Here is a 23,920-nt window from a genome sequence, read left to right as displayed (position 1 = left end):
TTCGTCCCGAAACCCATGCCGCCCGATCACAACACGGGCATGCCGATGGAATCCCTATGGAATCACTCTGGCACAACTTCCCTGCCCTGCAGGCGGACCCTGCGCTCATCTCCATCCTGGCCAGTGCCCAGGTGATCGATCTGCCAGCACACGCCCAGGTCTTCATGCCGGGTTCGTTATGCCAGAACTATCTACTGGTGGTGCAGGGCAGCGTGCGCGTACAACTGCTGACGGAAAATGGCCGCGAGGTCGTGCTCTACCATGTCCGTGACGGAGATTCCTGCGTACTTACGACGTCCTGCCTGCTGGGAGCCACACGCTACCCGGCCGGCGGCATCACCGAAACGGAGGTGACCGCCATCACCCTGCCGGCAGCTGATTTCAATCGCGCCCTGGCACAGTCCGAGACCTTTCGGCGGTTCGTATTCGGCAATCTCGGCCGCCGCCTGGCGGAAATCATTGCCCGCATGGAGCAGGTCGCCTTTGCCCCCGTGGATGGTCGTCTGGCTATGGCCTTGCTCAACCTGGCGCATGACGACACCCGCCTCACCCTGACGCATCAGGAACTGGCTGTGGAGTTGGGCTCGGCCCGCGAGGTCGTGTCTCGCCATCTGAAGCGCTTCGAGGATCATGGCTGGGTGCGTCTCGGCCGGGCCAGCATCGAGGTCCTGGACCGCGCCGCCTTGCAGAATCTGGCCCGCGCGGACTGATGGTGACCGAGTCACTGAAGCGACCGGCTCCTTGACTTACCCTGTGACCAGTTCAAACCGAAGGAGCAGGGACTATGGCACACAACGTGGGTGGGATTGACCGCGCACTCCGGCTGATCGTCGGACTGGGCCTCATCAGCATCGTCTTCATCGGGCCACAGACGCCCTGGGGCTGGATCGGCATCGTCCCGATCACTACCGCGCTGCTCGGCTGGTGCCCGGCGTACAAGCTGCTCGGTTTGAAGACCTGCAAGATTCAATAACGGAGCGGGGGCGATTCGCCCCCCTTCAGCCGAATTCCAGGCCGACGGCACATTCGTCGCCCCCCTCCAGCATGTTTGGCGGTGCCCCACCTTGCAGCCCGGGAGGGACCGGCGTCCGCTACGGCGAAACCGGTAATGTTAGACTGGGCGGGTCACTGTGGGGGAATACGCATGACCAACCGCTCCGGGGAATCGGCGCCCTGCCTGTATTGCGGGAAGACCTACCCGCTGGGTGTGGACCGCTGCCCCCATTGCCAGGCACCGACGCATGTCCGACCGCATAACCGCGTGCGTCGGTTCCGCTGGTTCTTCATCCTCCTGGCCGTAGCCTGCCTGATCCTGGCACTGTGGCTGCCGCGCTGAAGCGCGGCGCCTCAACCGCGTTGCAACAGATCGCGCAGGTCGATCACCGCCGCATTGGCGCGGGCGATGTAGTTGGCCATGGTCAGCGAGTAATTGGCAAACAGGCCAAAGCCGCTGCCGTTGAGGATCACCGGGCTCAGGGTGGACTGCTGGGTGGCCTCCAGTTCGCGGATGATCTGCCGGAGGGATATCAGGGCATTCTTTCGAGCCAGCACTTCCTCGAAGTCGACCTCGATGGCACGGAGGATATGCAGCAACGCCCACGACGCCCCGCGCGCCTCGTAGAATACGTCGTCGAGTTCCCGCCAGGGTGTCTTGACCACCCGGATCCCGGCCGACTCGGTGGCTTGGCGGGCCGCGGCATCGCCGGCGAGATCGGTGTTCACCCGGATCTGGCCGACACTCGCACTCAGCCGCTGAGACAGGCTGCCTAGGCGCTTCTCCACGATCTGCAGGTATTGCGCGAGGTTGTCGGCGCGGGCATAAAACTGCGCATCCTGCTGTGAACTGTCTTGAAGACGCGTCAGATAACGGCCAAGCGCCGCGATGCCCTTGCGATATTCGCCCTCGGTGGCCGGCAGGATCCAGGAATCATTCTGGAAATTGAATTGCGGCTCGGCCTGGGCCAGGTCCGGATCCTCCCGCGACTGCGACTGTGAGCGTGACAGGTGGTTGCGCAGTCCGCCGGCGGCATCCCGCAGCGCCACCAGCGTGCCGAACTCCCAATTGGGGATGTTATCCAGCCACACGCCCGGAGGCGTCACGTCATTGGAAAGATAACCGCCACGTTTGTCGAGGAGCACCTCACCGATCTGCATGAGCGTGCTGGTGAAGGTATAGCCCTTCACCAAGGGTAGCCCCTCGCCGCCCGCGCGGGCCTGCGCAGCCGCGCGGACATCGAAGCCGTCCGGCTCCGCGCTCCAATAGATACCGACGACCACAGCGACCAGGGCGAGGGTGGCGAGCAGTACTGTGGCGCTCCACAACATCCCCCTTTCACGCAGTGTCGCCGGATGATAGAGGCGCCCTATCCTCTGCCAGCTGCGCCGCCCAGCATTCCACGTCCGGCTGGTCCACACCCTTAGCCTGTCGATCATATTGAAACATCCCGTTCAGATTCGAAGACAGCGGGGTCAGCTGTCCTGATTACACATAAACTGCCGAAAATAAGCCGACGAGGTGCTCTATACATCATGGCCTACAACAAAATCAGCCATTACATACGAGCAAGTCCGAATGTACGTACCATACTCAATGTTCTACCCCAGCAACCAACCGTACACACAGCGCATGCAATATATTGAAACAATTTTGAATATTTCATGCAGCCGCATGTGGTCCGGACCGAGTCCGGTCGCTTTGCCGCACGCGTCTGGGGTAGTGACACGCATTGTTACAATTACAACGGTATTTTGACATATCTAAGCTTGCTAATGTGCCTGTCCCAGTCGGAGGAGGTTGTGTCTATCCACTGGATGTACGGAAACCAGGCATTGCAACGACAAAACAGGAGCGACACATCTCATGAAATTCACAAAACTATCCACCGGAATCAGCATGCTGGTAGCCGCCGCCGTCCAGAGTCCAGTCTACGCGGCCAATTATTTTGTTGGTAGCCAATTTGAGTCTGACTCTATCGTAACGACGGGGGGAACGTATTACGACGTCCAGTCCGACCCAACCATCGCGACCACCAGCCTCGACTGGCGACCAGCCGACTGCCTGGAATGCAGCCCCAGCACGATGACGTTCTACGGCCACGGTACCCCCGGGCAGGGCCTGCCGGGCTACTCGGGTGCTGCCGAACCCTTTGCCCTGGGTAAGCTACGTTTCACCAATAACACGGGCGTCGGTGACCCCGGCCTCAGCAGCATCGATCTGGCCTTATCCTATACGCTGGAAGGTGCCCTGTCGCCGATCGATTTCGTCTTTGGCCTCTCCCTGATGGATGCCGGATGGGTAGATAGGAAAGGCAATGGGGCCGATGTGCTGACATTCACGCCCCAAGGCGAGACTTCACGGTTCGACCTCCAGACCGAAAGCGGCAGCCTCATCTTCACACTTCTCGGCTGGTCCGCGGATGACGGTCAGACCTTCAGCGACAGCTTCACCGTCGGCGATGCCTCCGGCGCCAAGATCAAACTCTACGCTGCCGTCACACCGGTGCCGGTGCCTGCGGCAGTGTGGCTGTTCGGTACTGGCCTGGTTGCCCTGGTCGGAGTGGCCCGTCGCCGCTGAGTGACCCTGAGTGTGACCCGCGGTAATCCTGTCGCGGGCGCGCCGGTTGAAATGGATGGAAGGACAGAGGCACGGCTGCCCGCGGATGCGGGCAGCCGGCTGGACTCAGGGTTGAGTCTCGTCAGAAATGACGTCGTACAGTTGCTGTTTCAGTATCTGCGCCTCACGGCGTTCTTCGAGCCGGCGGCGCGCCAGGGCCTGGCGCAGTGCCGACTCCCCGCCCTTCCCCTTGGACGATGATTTGCCCACATCCCGGGCAAATGCGGAAGCACGTCTGATCGGGCTCATAGTACCCCCTCTTGATCGGAAAGGATGGAACCACAACCGTTGCCGAATACACCGCACGGCAATGCCTAGACTATCGACCCGGGCGAGGGGGCGCTTTAACCTACCGGTGTGTCGACGCACACTGTCTGGGAGACGCCAAGGCTGCGCCCGCCAATTTTCTGCACCTCGTCGGGAACGAAACTGCTGCTCACCGAGGGCTTGGGACACACACGCACCCGGCACGATGCCGGTGCGACGTCGACATGATGCATACCGCAGTGACATTCCTCTACCACCCCGGATAGAGGAACCGATACGTGGCTCAATGAAAATCCCGCGAGACGGCCTCCAGGTTGCCGAGCAGGATGCTCATGTCCTCCAGCCGTCGTGCGATCACGTGCACGACTTCACCGTTGCGCTGGATCTCGCCGGTGACGACCAGCAGACGCGCCTTGAGCAGGGGGCGTCGATACCGCTCGACGAGCGTGGGCCGCACCACCACCTGAGCGCTGCCAGCCTCGTCTTCAAGGGTCACGAACACTACGCCGGCCGCGCTGCCCGGGCGCTGCCGGCACGTCACCAGACCGGCCAGGCGCACACAGACGCCCGTCGGCGCCTGCCGCAGCGTCCGGGTCGTCACCATGCCCTGTGCCGTCAGCCGCCCGCGCAGCAAGGCCAGCGGGTGACGCCCGAGTGTGACACCCAGGCTGGCATAATCGGCGACGATATCCTGCGCCTCGGTCGGCCTGCGCAGCAGTGGCGTCGCCTCGGCGATGCCCGCATTCCCCAGCACCGGCAAGGGTGCCTCCACGCCAGCACAGTCCCAACGGGCGCGGTGCCGATGGCCCGCAAGCGCCCGCAAGGCGCCGGCGGCAGCCAGCGCCTCCAGGTCGCTGCGGGTAAGGCGCGCGCGCTGCGCGAGATCGCCGACATCGACAAATAGCTGCTGAGCGCGCGTGTCCACCAGGCGCTTCGCTGCCGCAGCGGTCAGGCCCTTGACCAGGCGCAACCCCAGTCGTAAAACCGGGCGCAAGGCCGCCCCCCCCGCAGGGTCTTCGAGTGAACAGTCCCAGGCACTGCGGTTCACATCCACCAGGCGCACCTCGACGCCGTGCCGACGTGCATCCTGCAGCAGCTGCGACGGTGCATAGAACCCCATGGGCTGGCTGTTGAGCAGCGCCGCCGTGAAGGCCGCCGGCTCATGGCATTTCAGCCAGGCCGAGGCATACACCAGCAAGGCGAAGCTCGCGGCGTGGGATTCCGGGAAGCCGTATTCGCCGAAGCCCAGGATCTGCTGATAGATCTGCCGCGCGAACCGCTCGGAATAACCGCGCTCACACATGCCGTCGATCAGGCGCCGCTCGAAGGGCTGCAGCCCGCCGCGCCGCCGCCAGGCCGCCATGGCACGCCGCAACGCATCGGCCTCGCCGCCGCTGAAGCCGGCCGCGACCATCGCGATCTTGATCACCTGCTCCTGAAAAATGGGGATGCCGAGCGTGCGCTCGACGACACCGCGGATGGCCTCGCTGGGATAGCGTACCGCCTCCAGGCCCTGTCTCCGGCGCAGGTAGGGATGGACCATGTCACCCTGGATCGGCCCCGGCCGGACGATGGCGACCTCGATCACCAGGTCATAGAAACAGGCGGGCCGTAGCCGCGGCAGCATGGCCATCTGGGCGCGTGACTCGATCTGGAACACACCGACGGCATCGGCCTTCTGGAGCATGCGATAGACCGCCGGATCCTCGGCTGGCAGCGTCGCCAGTGTCCAGCGACGCCCCGCATAGCCGGCGACGAGATCGAAACAGCGGCGTAGGGCCGTGAGCATCCCGAGCGCCAGGACGTCGACCTTCAGGAGGCCGAGCGCGTCGAGGTCATCCTTGTCCCATTGAATGACGGTGCGCTCCGCCATGGCCGCATTCTCGATCGGTACCAGTCGCGACAGCAGGCCACGCGCAATCACGAAGCCACCGACATGTTGAGAGAGGTGCCGTGGGAAGCCGCGCAATTCACCGACCAGGCTGCGCAGGCGCCGGATGACGGGGCTGTCCGGATCAAAACCCGCGTCGCGCAGCCGCCGCGCGGCGGTATCGGGCGCACCTGCGCCGGTAGTAGACACGGCCTCAGGTCGCCCCCAGCCTCCATCCCACCCGCTCTGGCCGTGCGCCAGACGCTCGACCTGGTCCTGCCCCAGACCCAAGGCCTTGCCGACATCGCGGATGGCGCTGCGTGTCCGGTAGGTGATCACGGTCGCCGCCAGCGCGGTCCGGTCACGGCCGTATTTCGTGTAGAGATACTGAATGACCTCTTCACGGCGCTCATGCTCGAAATCCACATCGATGTCGGGCGGTTCATCACGCTCCCTGGAGATGAAACGTTCGAACAGCGTATCGATACGATCCGGATCGACCTCGGTAATACCCAGACAGAAGCACACCGCCGAATTCGCCGCCGACCCGCGCCCCTGACAGAGTATCCCGCGGCCACGTGCGAACTGCACGATATCGTGCACGGTGAGGAAATACGGTTCGTACTGCAGCTCGGCGATCAGTGCCAACTCCTGTTCGATACGCGCCTGTATCTGCGCAGACACCCCGTGCGGCCAGCGCCGGCGCATACCCTGCTCCGTGAGTTTGCGCAGCCACGTCGTGGGCGTCTCATCGGCCGGGGTGAGTTCATCGGGGTATTCGTAGCGCAGTTCGTCGAGTGAAAATCGACACTGCCCGGCGATGCGCAGGGTTTCCGCAAGCAGTTCGGCCGGGTACAGCCGTGCCAAGGATCCGCGGCTGCGCAGATGGCGTTCGCCGTTCGAGGCGAGTGCCGTGCCGATGTGCGGCAACGGCGTATTGAGCCGGATGGCCGTGAGCGTATCCTGCAGGGCGCGGCGGCTGCGCACATGCATGTGCACATCACCGGTGGCGACCAGCGGCAGGCCGACCATAGCGCTGAGGCGCTCAGCACGCTGTAGCCGCACCCGGTCCCAGCCATCCCGCAGGAGTTCGACCGCAATCCACGATGATCCTGCCGGGAAGCGTGCGAGTTTGTCGTGCGCAGGAAACGACCGGTCCATCCCTTGTCTGAAATCGGGCAGCCACAGCAGTAGACAGCGTCTCCCCCACGCGGCGATATCTTCGAGCGTCAAGCGATACGTACCCTTTTTCGCCCGGCGTCTGCCCAAGGTGATGAGCTGTGTCAGGTCACCGTAGCTTTCCCTGTCGCGCACCAGCAATAGCAGGCGCAGACCATCATCTAACCTGAACTCACTGCCGACGATGAGCTGTAACCCGCACGCGTGGGCCGCACGATGTGCACGCACTACGCCGGCAACGGAACATTCGTCCGTCATCGCCAGTGCCGCATACCCCAGCTCATGGGCGCGTGTCACCAGTTCCTCCGGCCACGAGGCACCACGCAGGAAGCTGAAATTGGACAGGCAGTGCAGCTCGGCGTAACCGGGCGCGGATTGAGTGGACATGGTCGCAGACACGGTATTCGGATACTGTATATGTATACAGTATCCGAATACCGTGCAAGCCCCGCCCCAAGCCCTTGTGGCACCACTGCTTTTCAGGATGCATTCGCGACCAATTCGGCTATCATCCCGCCGAGGACATCCATAGAGGACGATCGATGAAGAGGTATGGCATTCGCGGCGAGCTGCCGCCCGGAGACCCGCTGCGGGCCGCGCACCTGCTGGGGGATCGTTGGGAGTGGACACGCTGGTACGACAGCGTCGCGGTCCGGGACGAGACCTATGACGAGTTGGCCCGGCAGTTCGTCTATTATCGCACCGGGGACCGGCCAAGCGTCGTGCTCACCAAGATCGAACAGGACGGCTGAACGGCCGTCACATCCCTCCATGATGAGGAAGGCCGCGCAGCGGCAAGATGCAGACGACCGACGTCAGGCGATTTTGAGCCGATCCTTGGGATCGTCCGAGACCTGGTTGCGCACGGCATTCTGCATCTTGTGCTCGACCGCGAAGCCGGAAATCAGCCGGCAGGCCGGGTCGACCAGGCGCTTGTCCATCCGCATGGCGGACTCCAACAGCTCCACGCCGCGCACATCCTTGCGCGACAGCATGAACTTGCCGACACCGAACGTGATACGCGCATCCTCCGGATTGAGCTCCAGAATGCGCTCGTATGCCTGCATGGCCTCCACAGGCGTACCGTAGCGTTTGACCAGGGCGGCATACTCCATAGCCTCACTGCCTCGCAACCCGTGGCGCTGCAGCAGCTCGCGCAGGGTGTACAGGCGGCTGTATTGACGCTGGGCCTTTTCGTGGCGGCTGCGCCATGCCTCCTGGTGTTCTCCCGCCCAACGTACATCGCAGCGGTCGATGAGCCACTGGTAGCTCGCACCGAAGAGCGCCTGGGCTGCGCCGACGGCTTGCGGAGAATGATAGTGGACATCGCCGTGACCAACCTCGTTCAGCCGCGCCTTCAGGCCCGGATCGCCCGCATTGTCACGCCACTTGCCGACGAAGGCCTCGCGTACCCAGGTCTGCACGGTGTCGGGGTTGACACGTTTGCGGAATACCGCCTCCAGGTTGCGGAATACCTTGAAATTCGGCGTGGCGGAATGCTCGGCCGCCGCCATGACCGTGGGCCAATAGATCTCCTTCAGGAAGCGCTGCATGATCACTTCACCGACGATCATCTCGACCACCAGGTCATCGCTCGCGACTTCAAGTGCATAGTGATCGCGCTTGAGCCGATGGGTGCCGTCCAGACGGTCGGCCAATGCAGTCATCAATGGCGCGTAGCCGGACAGGAACACCCGGTACAGTAGCGCAGCCGGTGTCCAGCGCCCGGCGACCGCTGCTCGATACTGGCGCCAGGTACGGGCCAACTGGCTGATCCAGCCGGCCACATCCGTGCGTACAGCGGACAATTCACCCACACAGGCGGCCAGCAGACACTTGAACTGATCGAGCGTCAGACATTGGAGGGTGGGCATCCCTGCCACCAGCACATGACGGAACAGGAACGGATAGCCGGTGCGCGGCACCCGATGTACCGTGAGTCGGGCATCATCTGACAGGTGGATGTCGCTGATCACCGGTGCCTGGAACGCCGAACGGATCTCATCGACGAGCGCGAACAACGCCGGGGCCTGCTCGGCAGTCAGCGATTCCCCTATGGGATCACCCACCCGCAGACGCCAGAGCGACACGGTGAATGTCACACACAGGGCCAGCAGGGACAACGTGATCCACTGCCCCTGGAGGGCGGCCAGCCCGCCCTCCAGGGGCGCAGTGACGAACCCGAAGATCAGCGCCAGCATCGCCACGGGAAACAGCAGTGGTACCGCATAACCGATCAGTGCCACAACGATGGCCACCCCCAGAAAGGGTTTCGGATGATGCTCGATCAGCCGCTGGGACAGGGCCGCCCAGAAGGCCTTGACACGCTCCCAGCGTGTTGTTTCCTCGGAAATATCTGTAATGGCTTCGTTCATTGTCGCTGGCCTCGTGGACGCGGCCAAGCCGCATCGTACCGTTCTGCTCGTCTGGCGGATCTGTCGACCGACAGCCGGTAAACTTAGCGACCTGCGTCACGGGACGTACAAAAGTGCCGCGCACGGTCACCCGACCAGAGACCTGTGTCACACTTTGCGAGGCGCGTGATATCCACTCCGGCCTGCCGGGGATGCTGGGCACATCCTTGCATTCCAAACGGCCACAGCACCCCACAACACCAAGGAAGCCATCGCATGGAGACCTCCGAGCACATCCAAATCGGTCATGGCGAGACACCCCTGCATCTGTTGATGAGCATGGCGAACCGCCACGGGCTGATTGCAGGCGCTACCGGCACCGGCAAGACCGTAACCCTGCAGGTACTGGCCGAAGGCTTCTCGCGCTGTGGCGTACCCGTGTTCATGGCGGACGTGAAGGGTGATCTGTCCGGTATCAGTCAGGCAGGAGAGGCCAAACCCAAGCTGCTGGAGCGTGCCCAACGCGTGGGGCTGGCGAATTTCACACCGCGCACCTACCCCACGCTGTTCTGGGATTTGTTCGAAGAACAGGGACATCCTATCCGTACAACCATTTCGGATATGGGGCCGCTACTGCTGGCCCGACTGCTCGATCTCAATAATACCCAGGAAGCAGTGCTGGCCATCGCCTTCAAGCTGGCCGACGACCAGGGCCTGCTGCTACTCGACCTGAAGGATTTGCGCACACTGCTCACCTATATAAGTGACAACGCCAAAGAACTGAAGAGCACCTATGGCAACATCAGTGGCGCATCGGTGGGCGCGATCCAGCGCGGGCTGCTGGTACTGGAGCAGCAGGGTACCGGACGCTTCTTCGGGGAACCGGCGCTGGGCCTCACCGATCTGATGCACACGGATTTTTCCGGCAATGGTGTCATCAGCATCCTTGCCGCGGACAAGCTCATGCAGACGCCCAAGGCTTACGCCACACTCTTGTTGTGGCTGTTGGCCGAACTGTTCGAGGAGCTGCCAGAGGTCGGCGACCAGGCGAAGCCGAAGCTGGTGTTCTTCTTCGATGAGGCACATCTGCTCTTCATCGACGCACCAAAGGCGCTTGTGCAGCAGGTCGAGCAGGTAGTGCGATTAGTTCGCTCTAAGGGTGTCGGTGTATATTTCGTCACCCAGAATCCACTGGATATCCCCGATACCATCCTCGGCCAGCTCGGTAACCGGGTACAGCACGCCCTGCGTGCCTTCACACCGCGCGATCAGAAGGCAGTACGCGCCGCCGCCCAGACATTGCGTACCAACGCGATGCTCGACACAGAACGGGCTATCACCGAACTGGGCGTCGGTGAAGCTCTGGTTTCGCTGCTGGACGCCAAGGGCATCCCTGGCGTCGTGCAGCGTGCACTGATCTGCCCACCAACTTCGCGTATCGGTCCAGCAACGGCAGAGGAGCGCAAGCAGGTGATCGGCCGCAGCCCGATCGGCGGCAAGTACGATCATCCCATCGACCGTGAATCCGCCTATGAGCTACTGGAGCGGCGCGCCCAACAGGCTGTTGCGGAAATGGAAGTCCGTCCGCCCACCGGCAGCGGACGCAACAATGGCCGGACGAGCAATCGGCAGAGCGTTGGCGAGGCCTTCACCAAGAGCATGGCGCGCGCCCTCGGTAGTTCATTGGGACACCAGATTCTGCGTGGTGTGCTCGGGACGATTTTCAAGGGCCGCTAGCTTTTCTCACGCGAATATCCCCTGCAGGAACCACCGCCCCTCCCTGCGCAGTTCGCGGAAGATCCAATAGCGGGCACCGTGCCGGTCTTCGGCGATGAAATAATCACGGGCCACATCGGTGCCGTCCCACCAGCCGCCTTCGATGCGTTCGCGCCCAGACAGCAGTCGCAGCTCGCCCACCAGCCAGGGACGATCATCGCGCATGCGCAGTGGCACCGGCCCCTGCAGCAGCCAGAGCGGGCGCCGCAGCGAAACCGGCTCCGGAATTGCGTCTCCCATTCCTGGTTCACACCAGCGCCAGGCGTGTTCCGGTCGATGATCGTCACGCAGGCACAGCCCGCGTACCGCCTTGTCACCCAGCCGCGCACGCAGTTGTTCCAGCAGAACGGCATGTGCCTGCACCAGAATCTGTCGAGGTGCGTGCGCACCCTCGAAGAGATCGGTGGACCGCCCGGCGAGCGGACGACTATCCAGCACCAGCAGCCGCAAGGCCTGTACCGGGGCTGGCAGTCGCACCCGCTCCAGTCGGGCCTCCAACAGAGTAAAGATATGCCGCGCATCCCGAGTCGGCTCGGCACAGTTCACGCGGACGACGGTGTCGCGCCCGCTCTGATGCTGCAACGACAGTCGCAATGCCGTCACGCCGGCGACGCGCGCCACCAGCCAACCGCCCAGCTCCTCTGTCAGGCGCTGCACACCCGGGAGCAGGCCTTGCATGACCTCCACATCATCGGGCAGTAAAAGTTCACTAACAAAGCGTGCCGGCGGCTCGAAGGGCGGTCGCGGATCGGGCACACGCCCCAAGGCCTGGTCGAGACGATTCAGCAGCTGCGGACCGAGACGCCGCGCAAGACCGGCACGCGGCAGGCGCAGGATATCCCCCAGACGCCGCAGCCCCATGCCTTGCAGGGAGACATGATCACGTTCATCCAGCCCCAACACCGCCAGCGGCAGCCGCGACAGCTGTCGCACCACCCCGCCCTGTCCAACCAGTTTCACCGCCATGCCGGCACGTGCCAGCCAGGTCGCGGCCAACGGTACCGGTGCCAACGCCAATTGCGCCGTGAGACCCAAGGCCTGTACACCTGTCTGCACGGCCCTCCATACAGGCTCGATGCCCCCGAACAGGCGCAGACTGCCGCGCACCTCCACCAGAATGGTATCCGGTGGTACCAGGGTTATCAGGGAGGAGAATTGGCCGCACCAGGCGGCAACGTTGTGCAGCAGCCGCTGCTCGGCCACGGTATCACGCGTCTGCACCCGCAGACCGGCGCACAGGGCGTGTGCCGCCTCCAGACGCATACCTGCCTGCACACCGGCCGCCCGTACCCGAGGCGTCGCCGCGATGACACAGGGGCTGCGCGCATGGCCGTCATGAATGACCAGGACCCCGGATTCGGGCTCGGGCTGTGCGCGGACATAGACCTCCAACGGCAGCTGCGGCAGATGTACGCACAACCACAGACGCGCACCAGTGTCCGCGCCGATACCGGAGTCGGTGTGATCCTCCTTGGACGACACACCGCGGTCGACCAGACGCAATAAGGCCTGTGTGGAAGACGGCTTGCCTGCAGACTTGCGGAACAACATGCGAAAAACTCTGACGGCACTCGGGGCGGATCAACAGATCGCACGCAGGGATTTCTCCGTAGAGTGCGACTATGTCAGGCAGCCTATGGTCAGCGCGTTGCGGATCGTTTCAGGAGAGGCAGGGCTCCGGCGTCTGCCGCAGCAGCTGATCCAACGACAGCGGCACCGGGCCGGCCGCCCAGCCACCACGGCGTTTGAGCACCTGCACCGCCACACCATCGTGACGACGCGAGATCTGTACCCGCAGCGCCGCCGGCGAGGGCCGTTCGGCAACCTGCTCCGGTCTGAACAGGATACCCAGCGACTGACCAGCCTCGGCGGCCAGCTGCAGCCGGCGCAGGACCTTGCCGTCGCCGACGACGGGCCAGGCCAGCACGGCGCCGCAGGTGCCGGAGCGCAGGCTCTGTTCTATGGCCCAGAGGCCATCGCCTCCAGCCCGGGGATGGATGAGCAGCATCCGCGACAGGTCCACCCCCGCCGCCGCCAATGCCGGGGCATAGGGGATGTAGGGCGGCGCCACCCAGGCAATCCAGCGTTGCTGCTGGCTCAGGCGCGCGAGTGCCGGCAGCAGCAACTGCAGGGCACCTATGCCCTCGCGCGGTACCAGCAGTTCGGTCAGCGCGCCCTGCGGCCAGCCACCGCCGGGGAATACCGCATCCAGCTCCGCAAAGCCCGTGGAGATGGCGGGCATGCGCGTGGATTGCTCACTACCACGCCAGATGTCGGCGCGCTGCAACAGATGATCGAGATTCATAGTGCGTGCCCGGTCCGGAGGACACCGACGCCCAATCCCTCGATAACCAGGGATTGGTGGCGCAGATCGACGTGGATGGGTTCGAAATCGGGGTTTTCCGGCAGCAACTGCACCTGGCTGCCGCGTCGCTGGAAGCGCTTCACGGTGACCTCGTCCTCGACACGTGCCACTACCACCTGACCGTTACGCGCCTCGTGCGTGCGATGTACGGCGAGCAGATCGTCGTCGAGAATGCCGGCATCGCGCATGCTCATACCGCGCACCCGCAACAGATAATGGGCGCGCGGCTGGAACACCCGCGGATCGACTTCGTAGTGCTGCTCGATGTGTTGCTCGGCCAGGATGGGCGAACCGGCCGCGACCCGTCCGACCACCGGCAGACCGGGTTCCTCCAGCAGACGAATACCGCGCGAGGAGCCCGGCAACAACTCTATGGCCCCCTTGCGCGCCAGTGCCTTGAGGTGCTCCTCGGCAGCATTGGGTGAACGGAAGCCGAAAGCCGTGGCGATCTCGGCACGGGTCGGTGGTGAACCGCGTTCGGCGATGGATTCGCGGATCAGCTCCAGGATTTCGGCCTGGCGCGGGGTCAACTCGGACATGCTGGCATCACCTGATGATTTATACAGTACCTGGAAGTATATACAGCCTCAGGTACAAATCAAGTCAGGAGCCGTCGAGCGCCACGGAAAGTGAGATTGGTGCCAGTAAAAATGAGATTGGGTGCCAGATAAAACGAGATTTTCCAACCTCTACTCCCCGCCCCCGGAAAGGGCATGACGATTCAGACACAATGCGGTAAGCTCTGGCCTTTACAGGAATTTTTAGCCCCAAAGAATGATCTCGCCCCCTCCGATGCCGGCGGGTGGTCGCGCGACGAATATACAAATGGGGCTGCACGGCGCATACCGACACGGGCTCAGCCCCAGAATCGTGCGCTGATACCTGATAACCGCCCGAGAAGCGGTGGGTAGCTAAAGAGGGCAATCGGAATTGAGTTCCGGGCTAGGGAGCTTCGCCCAAGTACATTATTTCATCCAACCCTTCGTGACTGGGGCTGTCCTGGTGCGCGATAAATACGCTTTTGAGTCGTTCAAGCATGGACCAGGCCACACACAATAAGATCGTCTCTTTTATTTGGGGAATCGCGGACGACGTACTCCGCGACCTCTTTAAGCGCGGCAAGTACCCCGACGTCATCCTGCCGATGTGCGTTATCCGGCGCCTGGATGCCGTACTCGAGCCCACCAAGCAAAAGGTGCTTGAAACCAAGGCGATGCTCGACAAGGCAGGCATCACCGAGCAACGCGCCGCGCTCGCCGAAGCAGCTGGCCAGGCTTTCTACAATACGTCGAAGTTCACCTTGCGCGACCTCAAATCACGCGGCAGCCAGCAGCAATTGCTCGCCGACTTCGAAGACTACCTCGACGGCTTCTCACCCAACGTTCAGGACATCCTCGAGAACTTCAAGTTTCGTAATCAGCTGCAAACCCTGTCCAAGGCTGACGCGATCGGCACGCTCATCAACAAGTTCCTCGACCCCGAGATTGACCTGTCGCCGGCCGGCATCGACAACCATGCGATGGGCACCGTCTTCGAAGAATTGGTCCGCAAGTTCAACGAGGACAACAATGAAGAGGCGGGCGAACACTGGACGCCGCGCGACGCCGTACGCCTGATGGCGAACCTTGTGTTCCTGCCGATCGAGAACCAACTCAAGTCCGGCACCTACCTCCTGTATGACTGTGCCTGCGGTACCGGCGGCATGCTGACCGTGGCAGAGGAAACGCTCGCGGCCATCGGCGCGAAGCGCAAGCAGCAGATCACGAGCCTTCTCTACGGCCAGGAGATCAACCCCGAGACCTACGCCGTCTGCAAAGCGGACATGCTGCTCAAAGGCGAGGGCGAAAGCGCCGACCACATCGTTGGCGGCGCGGAATGGTCCACGCTTGCGCACGACGCCTTCCCGGCGCAAGAGTTCGACTTCATGCTCGCTAATCCGCCTTACGGCAAGAGCTGGAAGAAAGACCTCGAGGCAATGGGTGGCAAGGACGGCATGCGCGATCCGCGCTTCAAGGTGATGCACCAGGGCGAAGAGCTCTCGCTTGTCACCCGCTCCAGCGATGGCCAGATGCTCTTCCTCGCCAACATGGCCTCGAAGATGAACAATAAATCGGCGCTGGGCAGCCGCATCGCCGAAGTCCACAACGGCAGCTCGCTGTTTACCGGCGACGCCGGCCAAGGGGAAAGTAACATCCGCCGTTGGCTCATCGAGAACGACTGGGTCGAGGCCATCGTCGCGCTGCCGCTCAACCTCTTCTACAACACCGGCATCGCCACCTATATCTGGGTGCTGTCCAACAAAAAGCCCTCGCACCGCAAGGGCCAAGTGCAACTCATCGACGCCAGCCAGTGGTACAAGCCGTTGCGCAAAAACCTCGGCAAGAAGAATTGCGAGCTCTCGCCCGAGAACATCGAGCGTATCAGCCGCACCTTCCTCGACTTCAAGGATACTCCCGAGTCCAAAATCTTCCCCAATGCCGCTTTCGGCTACTGGAAGGTAACGGTCGACCGCCCGCTGCGCCTACACAGTCAGCTCACGCGCAAGGCCATCGAAACCCTGCGTTTCGATTCCGGTGACGAAGACTTGCGTGCCGCGCTCTACGACGAGTTCGGCGACGATCTCGTTACCAATTTCGACAAGATTTCAGGGGCGCTGGAGAAGCGCCTCGCCGACTGGTCCAGCGACGAGGACGAGGGCAACGAAGAAGACGGCGGCGCCAAGAAGGGCATACCCGAGAAAAAGAAGAAGAAGCTGCTCGACCCGAAGACCTGGGAACGCGACGCACGCCTGGTCGAAACCGCCATGGCCTTACGCGAGACGTTGGGCGACAAACTCTTCGAGGACCACAACATCTTCCGTGATCGCGTGGCTGCGGCGCTCAAGAAAGCGGACCGCAAACTCCCGGCGGCCGACCTGAAGCAGATCCTCAAAGCCGTGAGCTGGCGCGTCGAAACCGCGCCGCCCGTGATCGGCAAGACACACAAACCCGGCAAGACCAAGCCCGACCCGCTGCGCGGCCTGTATGAGGTTACGCTGGACGGCAAGCCCGCTATCGTCGAGCACGAACACGATGCCGACCTGCGCGATACCGAACAGGTGCCACTACTCGAAGACGGCGGCATCGAGGCCTTCATCCGCCGCGAGGTGCTCCCCTACACGCCAGACGCATGGATCAAGGCAGACGCGACCAAGATCGGCTACGAGATAAGCTTCACCCGTCACTTCTACAAACCGAAACCGCTGCGCACGCTGGACGAAATACGCGCCGACATACTCGCGCTGGAGAAAGAAACCGAAGGCCTGATCACCGAAATTATTGGTGGAGGCGCGAAATGACCGAGCGCAGCGATCTGCTGGCATCCATTGCCCACACCATCCGGGATTACCGGGCGGGCGAGATCGCCCAGCCGATTCCGGGGCATGTTGATCGTTGGGTGAAGCAGTTTGATACAGGGGTCCACCTTCCAATGCTGCGCGAATTGGACCACGTCCTTCAGAAGACGTACGTCAACAAAGATACGGTTTCCGGTTTCCTCAAGGAACTCGTCAAGAACAAGAAACTGGCAGGGGAAGACCCTTGTGCTTTCTGGGCCAGCGCCCATTTTCTGTCGATCCAGGATAATGGCCACAGTCAAAAGGAGATACTGGAAATCTTCGATGCGGAGTTACATGCTCAGTGCAAACTTCGAGTCAAAGACTGTGGCCGGGACGGAGGCGCGTACATCTACCTGGATGACGTGATGTTCAGCGGTAATCGCGTCGGGAATGATTTGGTAAAATGGATTAAAGAACAAGCCTCTATGGAGGCTACTGTTCATGTAATTGTCGCTGCTATTCATACTAGCGGTGAATATATGGTCGGCAAGCGAATCAAAGAAGCCATCGCAGATTCAGGCAAAAAAATCGAAATCCACTATTGGCGCTCCCTGAATATCGAGAACCGCAAGTACTACAAGAATGACTCGGAAGTGCTTTGGCCATGCGAAGTGCCCGATGACGAACTGGTAAAGCAATATCTAGCCAAGCCCCACAAGTTTCCATTCGAACCTAGAAAGCCAGGTGGAAAATTGGGTCCCTTTTCCTGTGAAGAAGGGCGACAATTGCTTGAACGCGAATTTCTAATTGCGGGACTCAAAATTCGATCTTTTAGCGAACATCCTAAGGATGTTATGCGCCCGCTGGGGTTCAGCCCCTTCGGTCTAGGGTTCGGGTCGATGATCGCTACCTTCCGGAACTGCCCAAACAACACACCACTTGCGCTGTGGTGGGGTGACCCTGAAGCGACCTCCGGGCCGTTCCACTGGTATCCGCTATTGCCTAGGAAAACATACGGAGGAGCAAAGATTGTCATTCCTTGGTGATAGTCAACGAGCATAGTGATGAAGCAGATCCGCACCTACAAACGCTCCGAAAGCGCAGTCTTCTCCAAGACGAAGGAAGCCTTTGGCGGTTTGTCCAATATGGCGGCAGGCTTCCCGTTGCGTGTCAATGGCGTGCGCATTCTTACTTCTGAGGCGCTTTACCAGGCTTGTCGGTTCCCGCACCGTCCCGAGGTGCAACGGCTCATCATCGGCGAGGCAAGCCCGATGACTGCGAAGATGAAGAGCAAGCCGTACCGCCAGGATTCACGGCCGGATTGGGATCGGGTGCGCGTCAAGATCATGCGCTGGTGCCTGAGGGTGAAACTCGCGCAAAACTGGCGTTCTTTCAGCGAGCTGCTCCTGAAGACGGGTGACAAGCAAATTGTTGAGCAGTCGAGCAAGGATGACTTTTGGGGCGCCAAACCTATTGATGAGTGCACGCTGGTCGGCATGAACGTTCTTGGCCGGCTGCTGATGGAGTTGAGAGAAGAAATCAAAACAAGCAGTCGAGAATCGCTCAAGTACGTGCAACCGTTGACTATCCCAGACTTTATGCTTGAGGGACGGCCTATAGAGGCTGTTGGCATTAAGAAATCCCATCTAGACGAGGTGACGGAGGAGTTACCCGCACGTGCATCTCACGGGCATATAGATGGTCCGGCTGTGATGCAGCCGTCATTGTTTGATGAGCCTGTAGTAAAAGAATCTCCTTCGGCCGCTTCTTTAGAGAGTAACGAGTGCGGTATCCGCATCGCCGACCTTAAACCGTATTCAGCATATAAGGAGTCGGGGTTGCCGTGGCTTGGGCGTGTGCCGACGCATTGGGGATTGATTCCCAACCGTGGTCTTATCCGTAAAAGAAAAATCCTCGTCGGCAATCGCCATAGTGATTACCGTCTCCTCTCTCTTACAAAGCAGGGCGTTATAGTTCGTGACATCACGACTGGAAAGGGGAAGTTCTCTTCGGACATGGGAACCTCACAGGAGGTTCGACACGGTGACCTTGTCTTTTGCCTGTTTGATGTGCCGGAGACGCCTCGAACGGTGGGCCTATCTCGTCACGACGGAATGATCACCGGGGCGTATACGGTGTTTGAATCTCTGGGCAGAGGCAGTTCTGAGTACTTCGAGTTATTCTATCGAGCCATGGACGATAGGAAACTCCTTAGTCCGCTCTACTCCGGCTTAAGGAACACGATTCCTGCTGATAGGTTTCTGGGTACAAAAACTCCCCAACCCCCTCCCGACGAGCAGGCGGCGATCGTGCGGTTTCTGGACTGGGCGAACGGGCGGCTGGAGCGGGCGATCCTGGCGAAGCAGAAGGTGATCGCGCTCCTCAACGAGCAGAAGCAGGCCATCATCCACCGCGCTGTCACCCGCGGCCTCAAACCCTCCGCCCCCCTCAAACCCTCCGGCATCCCCTGGCTCGGCGACATTCCGCAGCATTGGGAGCTGGCACCTAATCGCGCCTTCCTACGGATTAGAAAGGTGCTCGTCGGCGAGAAACACAACCAGTTTCAACTGCTGTCACTCACCAAACGCGGAGTAATCGTGCGAGACCTAGCGGAAATGAGAGGTAAGTTCTCTTCCGACATGGGTACTTCGCAAGAGGTGAGGGTCGGTGATTTGGTCTTTTGTCTGTTCGATGTGCCAGAAACACCGCGCACCGTTGGTCACTCACGATTCAACGGCATGATCACCGGTGCCTACACCGTGATGGAATGCTCTGATCACGATACTGCTAGGTTTCTGGAATCGTTCTACATTGCGATGGATGATCGCAAGCTGCTTAGCCCTCTGTATTCCGGATTGCGCAATACTATTCCGAAAGAGCGGTTTCTGGGCATAAAGACTCCGATGCCGCCGCCTGAGGAGCGGTTCCAGATTCTTGGCTACATCGAGTGTGAAACGGGGGCTTTGGACTCCGCCATACACCGGCTCTCCCGAGAGATTCAATTAATGATCGAATACCGCACCCGCCTCGTCGCCGATGTGGTGACCGGCAAACTCGATGTCCGCGAGGCTGCGACGCAATTACCCGAAGTCACCGCGGCCGACACTACCGAAGACGATGCCTATTTGAGCTTCGATGCCGAAACCGTCGACGAGGAGGAGCTCAGTCTTTGAGCATTGAATTCGTCAGTCAGGAGATATGGCCGCAATTGACCAGGGCGGTCCGTGGATCACGGCAGCGCTGCGCGGTGGCCGTCGCGTATTTTGGTGCGGGTGCCAGCCGTCTCCTACCGCTGCCGAAGGGGAGTCGCCTCGTGGTGGATGCCAGCGAACGGTCGGTCGCCTCCGGCCAAACCTGCCCTGCTGACCTTATCAAGCTCACGAAACGCGGCGTGAGCATATTTAGCGTGCCCAACCTGCACGCCAAGGTGTTCGTCTTGGGGCGTACCGCATATATCGGCTCCACCAATGTCTCCAGCCGTTCTGCTTCGCACCTTGTTGAAGCGGTCATTCGCACCACCGAGCCGGGCGCAGTCGACGCTGCCCGGGAATTCGTGCAACAGCATTGTCTTCATGAACTGACGCCCACGGTCCTGAAACGCTTGGCCAAGCTCTACCGTCCGCCGCTCATCCCCGGGGGCAAGCCGGGCAAACGGCAACAAGCAAGAACCTCTAAACGCCCGGCATTGCCGCGCCTATTTCTCGCTCAGCTCCACTTTGAAGACTGGTCGGAGCGAGACCAGACGCTGCATGATTCGGCTCTGGCGGTGGCAGAGAAACGACGGAAGCATCCGCGCAGCTTTGAACTGGATAGCTTCCGCAATACGGGAAAGTGTATTTATCAGCGCGGGGATGTGATCATTCAAGTCCTGGACGAAGGCAACGGCAATATCCTGGTGGCGCCGCCCGGCAACGTCCTGCATGTGCGCACCCGGCGGGATGGAAAAAAACAGGTGTCGTTTATCTACTTGGAGCGGCCTGCCCGGCGACGCCGACCGATAAAGTCGTTGGCGCGAACGATTGGATGCACCCAGAAGCAATTGCGCCGTAATGGGATGGTCCGCGACAGGTCGTTTGCACAGGCACTCTTGAGCACTTGGGTGATTGAGCCATGAACACCACGGACACCACCGAGAAGGGCCTCGAAACGCTCATCATGCGGCACATGACTGGCGTAGATGGTTTGGCCGTTCCACAGGACAGTGTCGCAGAGCCGCCTGCGCCTTTCGGCGGCATTGGCTACTTTGCCGGCAGCGCCAAGGACTTCGACCGCGCCCACGCACTGGACGTGCCGCAGCTCTTCGCCTTCCTGCGCGCGACTCAGCCCGAGGCGTTCAAGAAGCTGGCAATGGCCGATGCCAACGATGCCAAGGATATTAACCGTCTCAAGTTCCTCGCGCGGCTCGCGACTGAGATCGGCAAGCGGGGTGTCATCGATGTGCTGCGCAAGGGTATCGAGCACGGGCCGGTGCACTTCGATCTGTTCTACGGTACGCCTTCACCGGGCAACGCCAAGGCCGCGGCGCTGCATGCGCAGAACCGCTTTTCGATGACGCGTCAGCTTGCCTACAGCATGGACGAGACGCGCCGTGCGCTCGATCTGGGTCTGTTCATTAATGGCCTGCCTATCGCCACCTTCGAGTTGAAGAACAGCCTCACCAAGCAGACCGTCGCCGATGCCGTGGAGCAATACAAGCGCGACCGCGATCCGCGTGAAAAGCTGTTTGGCTTCGGCCGCTGCGTGGTGCACTTCGCGGTGGACGACAGCGAGGTGCAGATGTGCACCGAACTCAAGGGCAAGGGCTCGTGGTTTCTGCCCTTCAACAAGGGTTATAACGATGGCGCGGGAAACCCGCCCAATCCACATGGCCTGAAGACCGACTACCTCTGGAAAGAGGTGCTCACTCCGGCGCGGCTGACCAACATCCTCGAGAACTATGCGCAGATCGTCGAAGAGAAAGACGAACGCACCGGCAGGAAGAAGCGCCGGCAGGTGTGGCCGCGTTACCACCAGCTCGACGTGGTTCGCGAGGCGCTGGCCAATGTGCGCGCCAACGGCGTCGGTAAGCGTTACCTGATCCAACACTCGGCGGGCAGCGGCAAATCCAATTCCATCGCCTGGCTCTCTCACCAGCTCATTGGCGTGAAGCGCGACGACAAGTCGATCTTCGACTCGGTGATCGTGGTTACTGACCGACGCATCCTCGACGATCAGATCCAGAAGACCATCAAGCAGTTCATGCAGGTGGGTGCGACAGTGGGTCACGCCAAGGTATCCGGCGACCTGCGCAAGTTCATCCAGGAAGGCAAGAAGATCATCGTTTCGACGGTGCAGAAGTTCCCCTACATCCTCGACGAGATCGCCACTGAGGGTGGCAAGACCTTCGCGATTGTCATCGACGAGGCGCACTCGAGCCAGGGCGGCAAGACCTCGGCGGCAATGAGTCAGGCGCTCGGCGATACAGCAGAGAGCAATGATGCCGGGGAGGATGCGGAGGACATCATCAACGAGGCGCTGGATAAGCGCATGGCGGCGCGCAAGATGCTGACCAATGCCAGCTACTTCGCCTTCACGGCCACACCCAAGAACAAAACCCTGGAGATGTTCGGCGTACCACTGCCGCCCGATGCCCAAGGCAAGGTCAAGCACCGGCCGTTCCACAGCTACACCATGAAGCAGGCGATCGAGGAGCGATTCATCCTTGATGTGCTTAAGAACTACACGCCCGTGGACAGCTACTACAAGCTGGTGAAGAAGATCGAGGGCGACCCGGAATTCGATATCAAGAAGGCGAAGAAGAAGCTGCGCCGTTATGTGGAAAGCCACGACCATGCGATCCGGCTCAAGGCCGAGATCATGGTAGACCACTTCCACGAGCAGGTGCTCGCCGCCGGCAAGATCGGCGGGCAGGCGCGGGCGATGGTGGTGACGAGCGGCATCGAGCGGGCGATCCAGTACTTCCATGCCTTCAAGGCGTATCTCGTGGAGCGGAAGAGCCCGTATCAGGCGATCGTCGCCTTTTCGGGCGAGCACGAGTACGGCGGCGCCAAGGTGAGCGAGGTATCGCTCAACGGTTTCCCCAGCGGAGAGATCGCCGCCAACATCCAGAATGACCCGTACCGCTTTCTGATCTGCGCCGACAAGTTCCAGACCGGTTACGACGAACCCCTCCTGCATACCATGTATGTGGACAAGGCGCTCTCGGGTATCAAGGCGGTGCAGACACTGTCGCGTCTCAACCGCGCCCACCCGCAGAAGCACGACTGCTTCGTGCTCGACTTCCAGAACAACAGCGAAGCCATTACCTTGGCCTTCCAGGACTACTACCGCACCACGTTGCTCGCCGAGGAAACCGACCCCAACAAGCTGCACGACTTGAAGGCAGCGCTGGATGCCGCCCAGGTATATTCACCTGAGCAAGTTCAGCAGCTGGTGGAGCTGTTCCTTGGCGGTGCCGACCGCGACAAGCTCGATCCGATTCTCGATGCATGCGTGGCGGTTTATATGAATCAGCTCGACGAAGACGGACAAGTTGACTTCAAGGGCAAGGCCAAGGCGTTTTGCCGCACCTACAGCTTCCTTTCCTCGTTGATTTCCTACAGCAACCGCGAATGGGAGAAGCTCTCGGTCCTGCTCAATTTGCTGATACCCAAACTGCCGGCACCACAGGAGGAAGACCTCGCCAGGGGTATCCTGGAAGCCATTGACATGGACAGCTACCGGGTCGAGAAAAAGGCCGTGTTGAAGATCGCGCTGGCGGACGAAGATGCGGAGATCGAACCCGTTCCGACGGATGCGGGTGGTCGAAAGAGCGAACCAGAGCTTGACCGCCTGAGTAATATCCTCAAGACCTTCAACGAACAGTTCGGCACGCTATTCACTGACACTGACCGCGTCGCGAAGCGCATCCGTGAAGACATCGCACCGAAGGTGGCGGCCGACACGGCTTACCAGCATGCGAAAGAGAATACGCCACACACCGCGCGCATGGCTCACGACCAGGCACTGGCCAAAGTGATGCAGCACCTATTGAAGGATGACACGCAGGTCTATAAGCAGTTCGTTGAGAACGAATCGTTCAAGCGCTTTGTCGGCGACATGGTGTACGCAATTACGTCTCAGATCTAGATACGCGGCGTGTATTTATTTATACGGAAGAACGACTGTCATCCACTAGGCC

Annotated in this window: 18 protein-coding genes; 11 read left to right on the top strand and 7 right to left on the bottom strand. The window is 61.1% G+C overall.

Annotation, left to right across the window (positions count from 1 at the left end; translation table 11 throughout):
* Window positions 1-56: 56 nt before the first annotated feature.
* The 3 genes from K8I04_03990 to K8I04_03980 all read left to right on the top strand — a co-directional run bounded on the left by K8I04_03990 (window position 57) and on the right by K8I04_03980 (window position 1,336).
* Complete coding sequence (locus tag K8I04_03990) at window positions 57-710, top strand: Crp/Fnr family transcriptional regulator (GenBank protein ID MBZ0070875.1); 654 nt, start codon at window positions 57-59, stop codon at window positions 708-710.
* Between the two features lie 74 nt (window positions 711-784).
* Complete coding sequence (locus K8I04_03985; GenBank protein ID MBZ0070874.1) at window positions 785-973, top strand: DUF2892 domain-containing protein; 189 nt, start codon at window positions 785-787, stop codon at window positions 971-973.
* Between the two features lie 171 nt (window positions 974-1,144).
* A complete protein-coding gene (locus K8I04_03980) occupies window positions 1,145-1,336 on the top strand; it encodes a hypothetical protein (GenBank protein MBZ0070873.1) in 192 nt (63 codons plus the stop codon).
* Window positions 1,337-1,347: 11 nt separating this feature from the next.
* Here the strand turns inward: K8I04_03980 and K8I04_03975 are convergent, their stop codons facing one another.
* Window positions 1,348-2,433: a DUF2333 family protein gene (locus K8I04_03975; protein MBZ0070872.1), complete on the bottom strand. Its 1,086-nt coding sequence runs from the start codon at window positions 2,431-2,433 to the stop codon at window positions 1,348-1,350.
* Window positions 2,434-2,860: 427 nt separating this feature from the next.
* Here K8I04_03975 and K8I04_03970 point away from each other — a divergent pair, with 427 nt between their 5' ends.
* Window positions 2,861-3,574, top strand: a complete 714-nt coding sequence (locus K8I04_03970; GenBank protein MBZ0070871.1) for a VPLPA-CTERM sorting domain-containing protein — start codon at window positions 2,861-2,863, stop codon at window positions 3,572-3,574.
* A 105-nt stretch (window positions 3,575-3,679) separates the two neighbouring features.
* Here the strand turns inward: K8I04_03970 and K8I04_03965 are convergent, their stop codons facing one another.
* Entirely contained in the window at window positions 3,680-3,862 is a 183-nt protein-coding gene (locus K8I04_03965; protein ID MBZ0070870.1) for a hypothetical protein, read from the bottom strand.
* Between the two features lie 301 nt (window positions 3,863-4,163).
* The gene (locus K8I04_03960) at window positions 4,164-7,328 is read right to left on the bottom strand and encodes an error-prone DNA polymerase (protein ID MBZ0070869.1); all 3,165 of its coding nucleotides are present in this window, start codon (window positions 7,326-7,328) and stop codon (window positions 4,164-4,166) included.
* 143 nt (window positions 7,329-7,471) lie between these two features.
* Here K8I04_03960 and K8I04_03955 point away from each other — a divergent pair, with 143 nt between their 5' ends.
* Window positions 7,472-7,681, top strand: a complete 210-nt coding sequence (locus tag K8I04_03955) for a hypothetical protein (protein MBZ0070868.1) — start codon at window positions 7,472-7,474, stop codon at window positions 7,679-7,681.
* Window positions 7,682-7,744: 63 nt separating this feature from the next.
* Here K8I04_03955 and K8I04_03950 read toward each other — a convergent pair whose 3' ends face one another.
* Window positions 7,745-9,304: a hypothetical protein gene (locus K8I04_03950; protein MBZ0070867.1), complete on the bottom strand. Its 1,560-nt coding sequence runs from the start codon at window positions 9,302-9,304 to the stop codon at window positions 7,745-7,747.
* 255 nt (window positions 9,305-9,559) lie between these two features.
* Here K8I04_03950 and K8I04_03945 point away from each other — a divergent pair, with 255 nt between their 5' ends.
* Window positions 9,560-11,020 carry a DUF853 domain-containing protein gene (locus K8I04_03945; GenBank protein ID MBZ0070866.1) on the top strand — a complete coding sequence of 487 codons (1,461 nt, stop codon included), beginning with the start codon at window positions 9,560-9,562 and terminating at the stop codon, window positions 11,018-11,020.
* A gap of 6 nt (window positions 11,021-11,026) precedes the next feature.
* Here the strand turns inward: K8I04_03945 and K8I04_03940 are convergent, their stop codons facing one another.
* The 3 genes from K8I04_03940 to lexA all read right to left on the bottom strand — a co-directional run bounded on the left by K8I04_03940 (window position 11,027) and on the right by lexA (window position 13,963).
* A complete protein-coding gene (locus K8I04_03940; GenBank protein ID MBZ0070865.1) occupies window positions 11,027-12,610 on the bottom strand; it encodes a DNA polymerase Y family protein in 1,584 nt (527 codons plus the stop codon).
* 109 nt (window positions 12,611-12,719) lie between these two features.
* On the bottom strand, window positions 12,720-13,364 hold the full coding sequence (imuA, locus tag K8I04_03935; protein ID MBZ0070864.1) for a translesion DNA synthesis-associated protein ImuA: 645 nt from the start codon (window positions 13,362-13,364) through the stop codon (window positions 12,720-12,722).
* On the bottom strand, window positions 13,361-13,963 hold the full coding sequence (gene lexA / locus K8I04_03930; protein MBZ0070863.1) for a transcriptional repressor LexA: 603 nt from the start codon (window positions 13,961-13,963) through the stop codon (window positions 13,361-13,363). Before lexA ends, imuA begins: the two co-directional genes overlap by 4 nt.
* A 497-nt stretch (window positions 13,964-14,460) precedes the next feature.
* On the opposite strand from lexA, the gene K8I04_03925 reads away from it, so the two are divergent.
* The 5 genes from K8I04_03925 to K8I04_03905 all read left to right on the top strand — a co-directional run bounded on the left by K8I04_03925 (window position 14,461) and on the right by K8I04_03905 (window position 23,868).
* Window positions 14,461-16,761: a type I restriction-modification system subunit M gene (locus tag K8I04_03925; GenBank protein MBZ0070862.1), complete on the top strand. Its 2,301-nt coding sequence runs from the start codon at window positions 14,461-14,463 to the stop codon at window positions 16,759-16,761.
* Window positions 16,762-16,895: 134 nt separating this feature from the next.
* Window positions 16,896-17,786: a hypothetical protein gene (locus K8I04_03920; GenBank protein MBZ0070861.1), complete on the top strand. Its 891-nt coding sequence runs from the start codon at window positions 16,896-16,898 to the stop codon at window positions 17,784-17,786.
* Window positions 17,787-17,804: 18 nt separating this feature from the next.
* Window positions 17,805-19,913 (top strand): NADAR domain-containing protein, encoded by a 2,109-nt coding sequence (locus K8I04_03915; protein MBZ0070860.1) that lies wholly within the window; start codon window positions 17,805-17,807, stop codon window positions 19,911-19,913.
* Window positions 19,910-20,854 (top strand): phospholipase D family protein, encoded by a 945-nt coding sequence (locus tag K8I04_03910; GenBank protein MBZ0070859.1) that lies wholly within the window; start codon window positions 19,910-19,912, stop codon window positions 20,852-20,854. The genes K8I04_03915 and K8I04_03910 overlap by 4 nt, the downstream gene beginning before the upstream one ends.
* Window positions 20,851-23,868 (top strand): type I restriction endonuclease subunit R, encoded by a 3,018-nt coding sequence (locus tag K8I04_03905; protein ID MBZ0070858.1) that lies wholly within the window; start codon window positions 20,851-20,853, stop codon window positions 23,866-23,868. The genes K8I04_03910 and K8I04_03905 overlap by 4 nt, the downstream gene beginning before the upstream one ends.
* Window positions 23,869-23,920 lie beyond the last annotated feature (52 nt).

It is taken from the genome of Gammaproteobacteria bacterium (genome assembly GCA_019911805.1).
Classification (GTDB): Bacteria; Pseudomonadota; Gammaproteobacteria; order Thiohalobacterales; family Thiohalobacteraceae; genus JAHJQQ01.
This window is presented reverse-complemented; position numbering and strand designations above follow the sequence as displayed.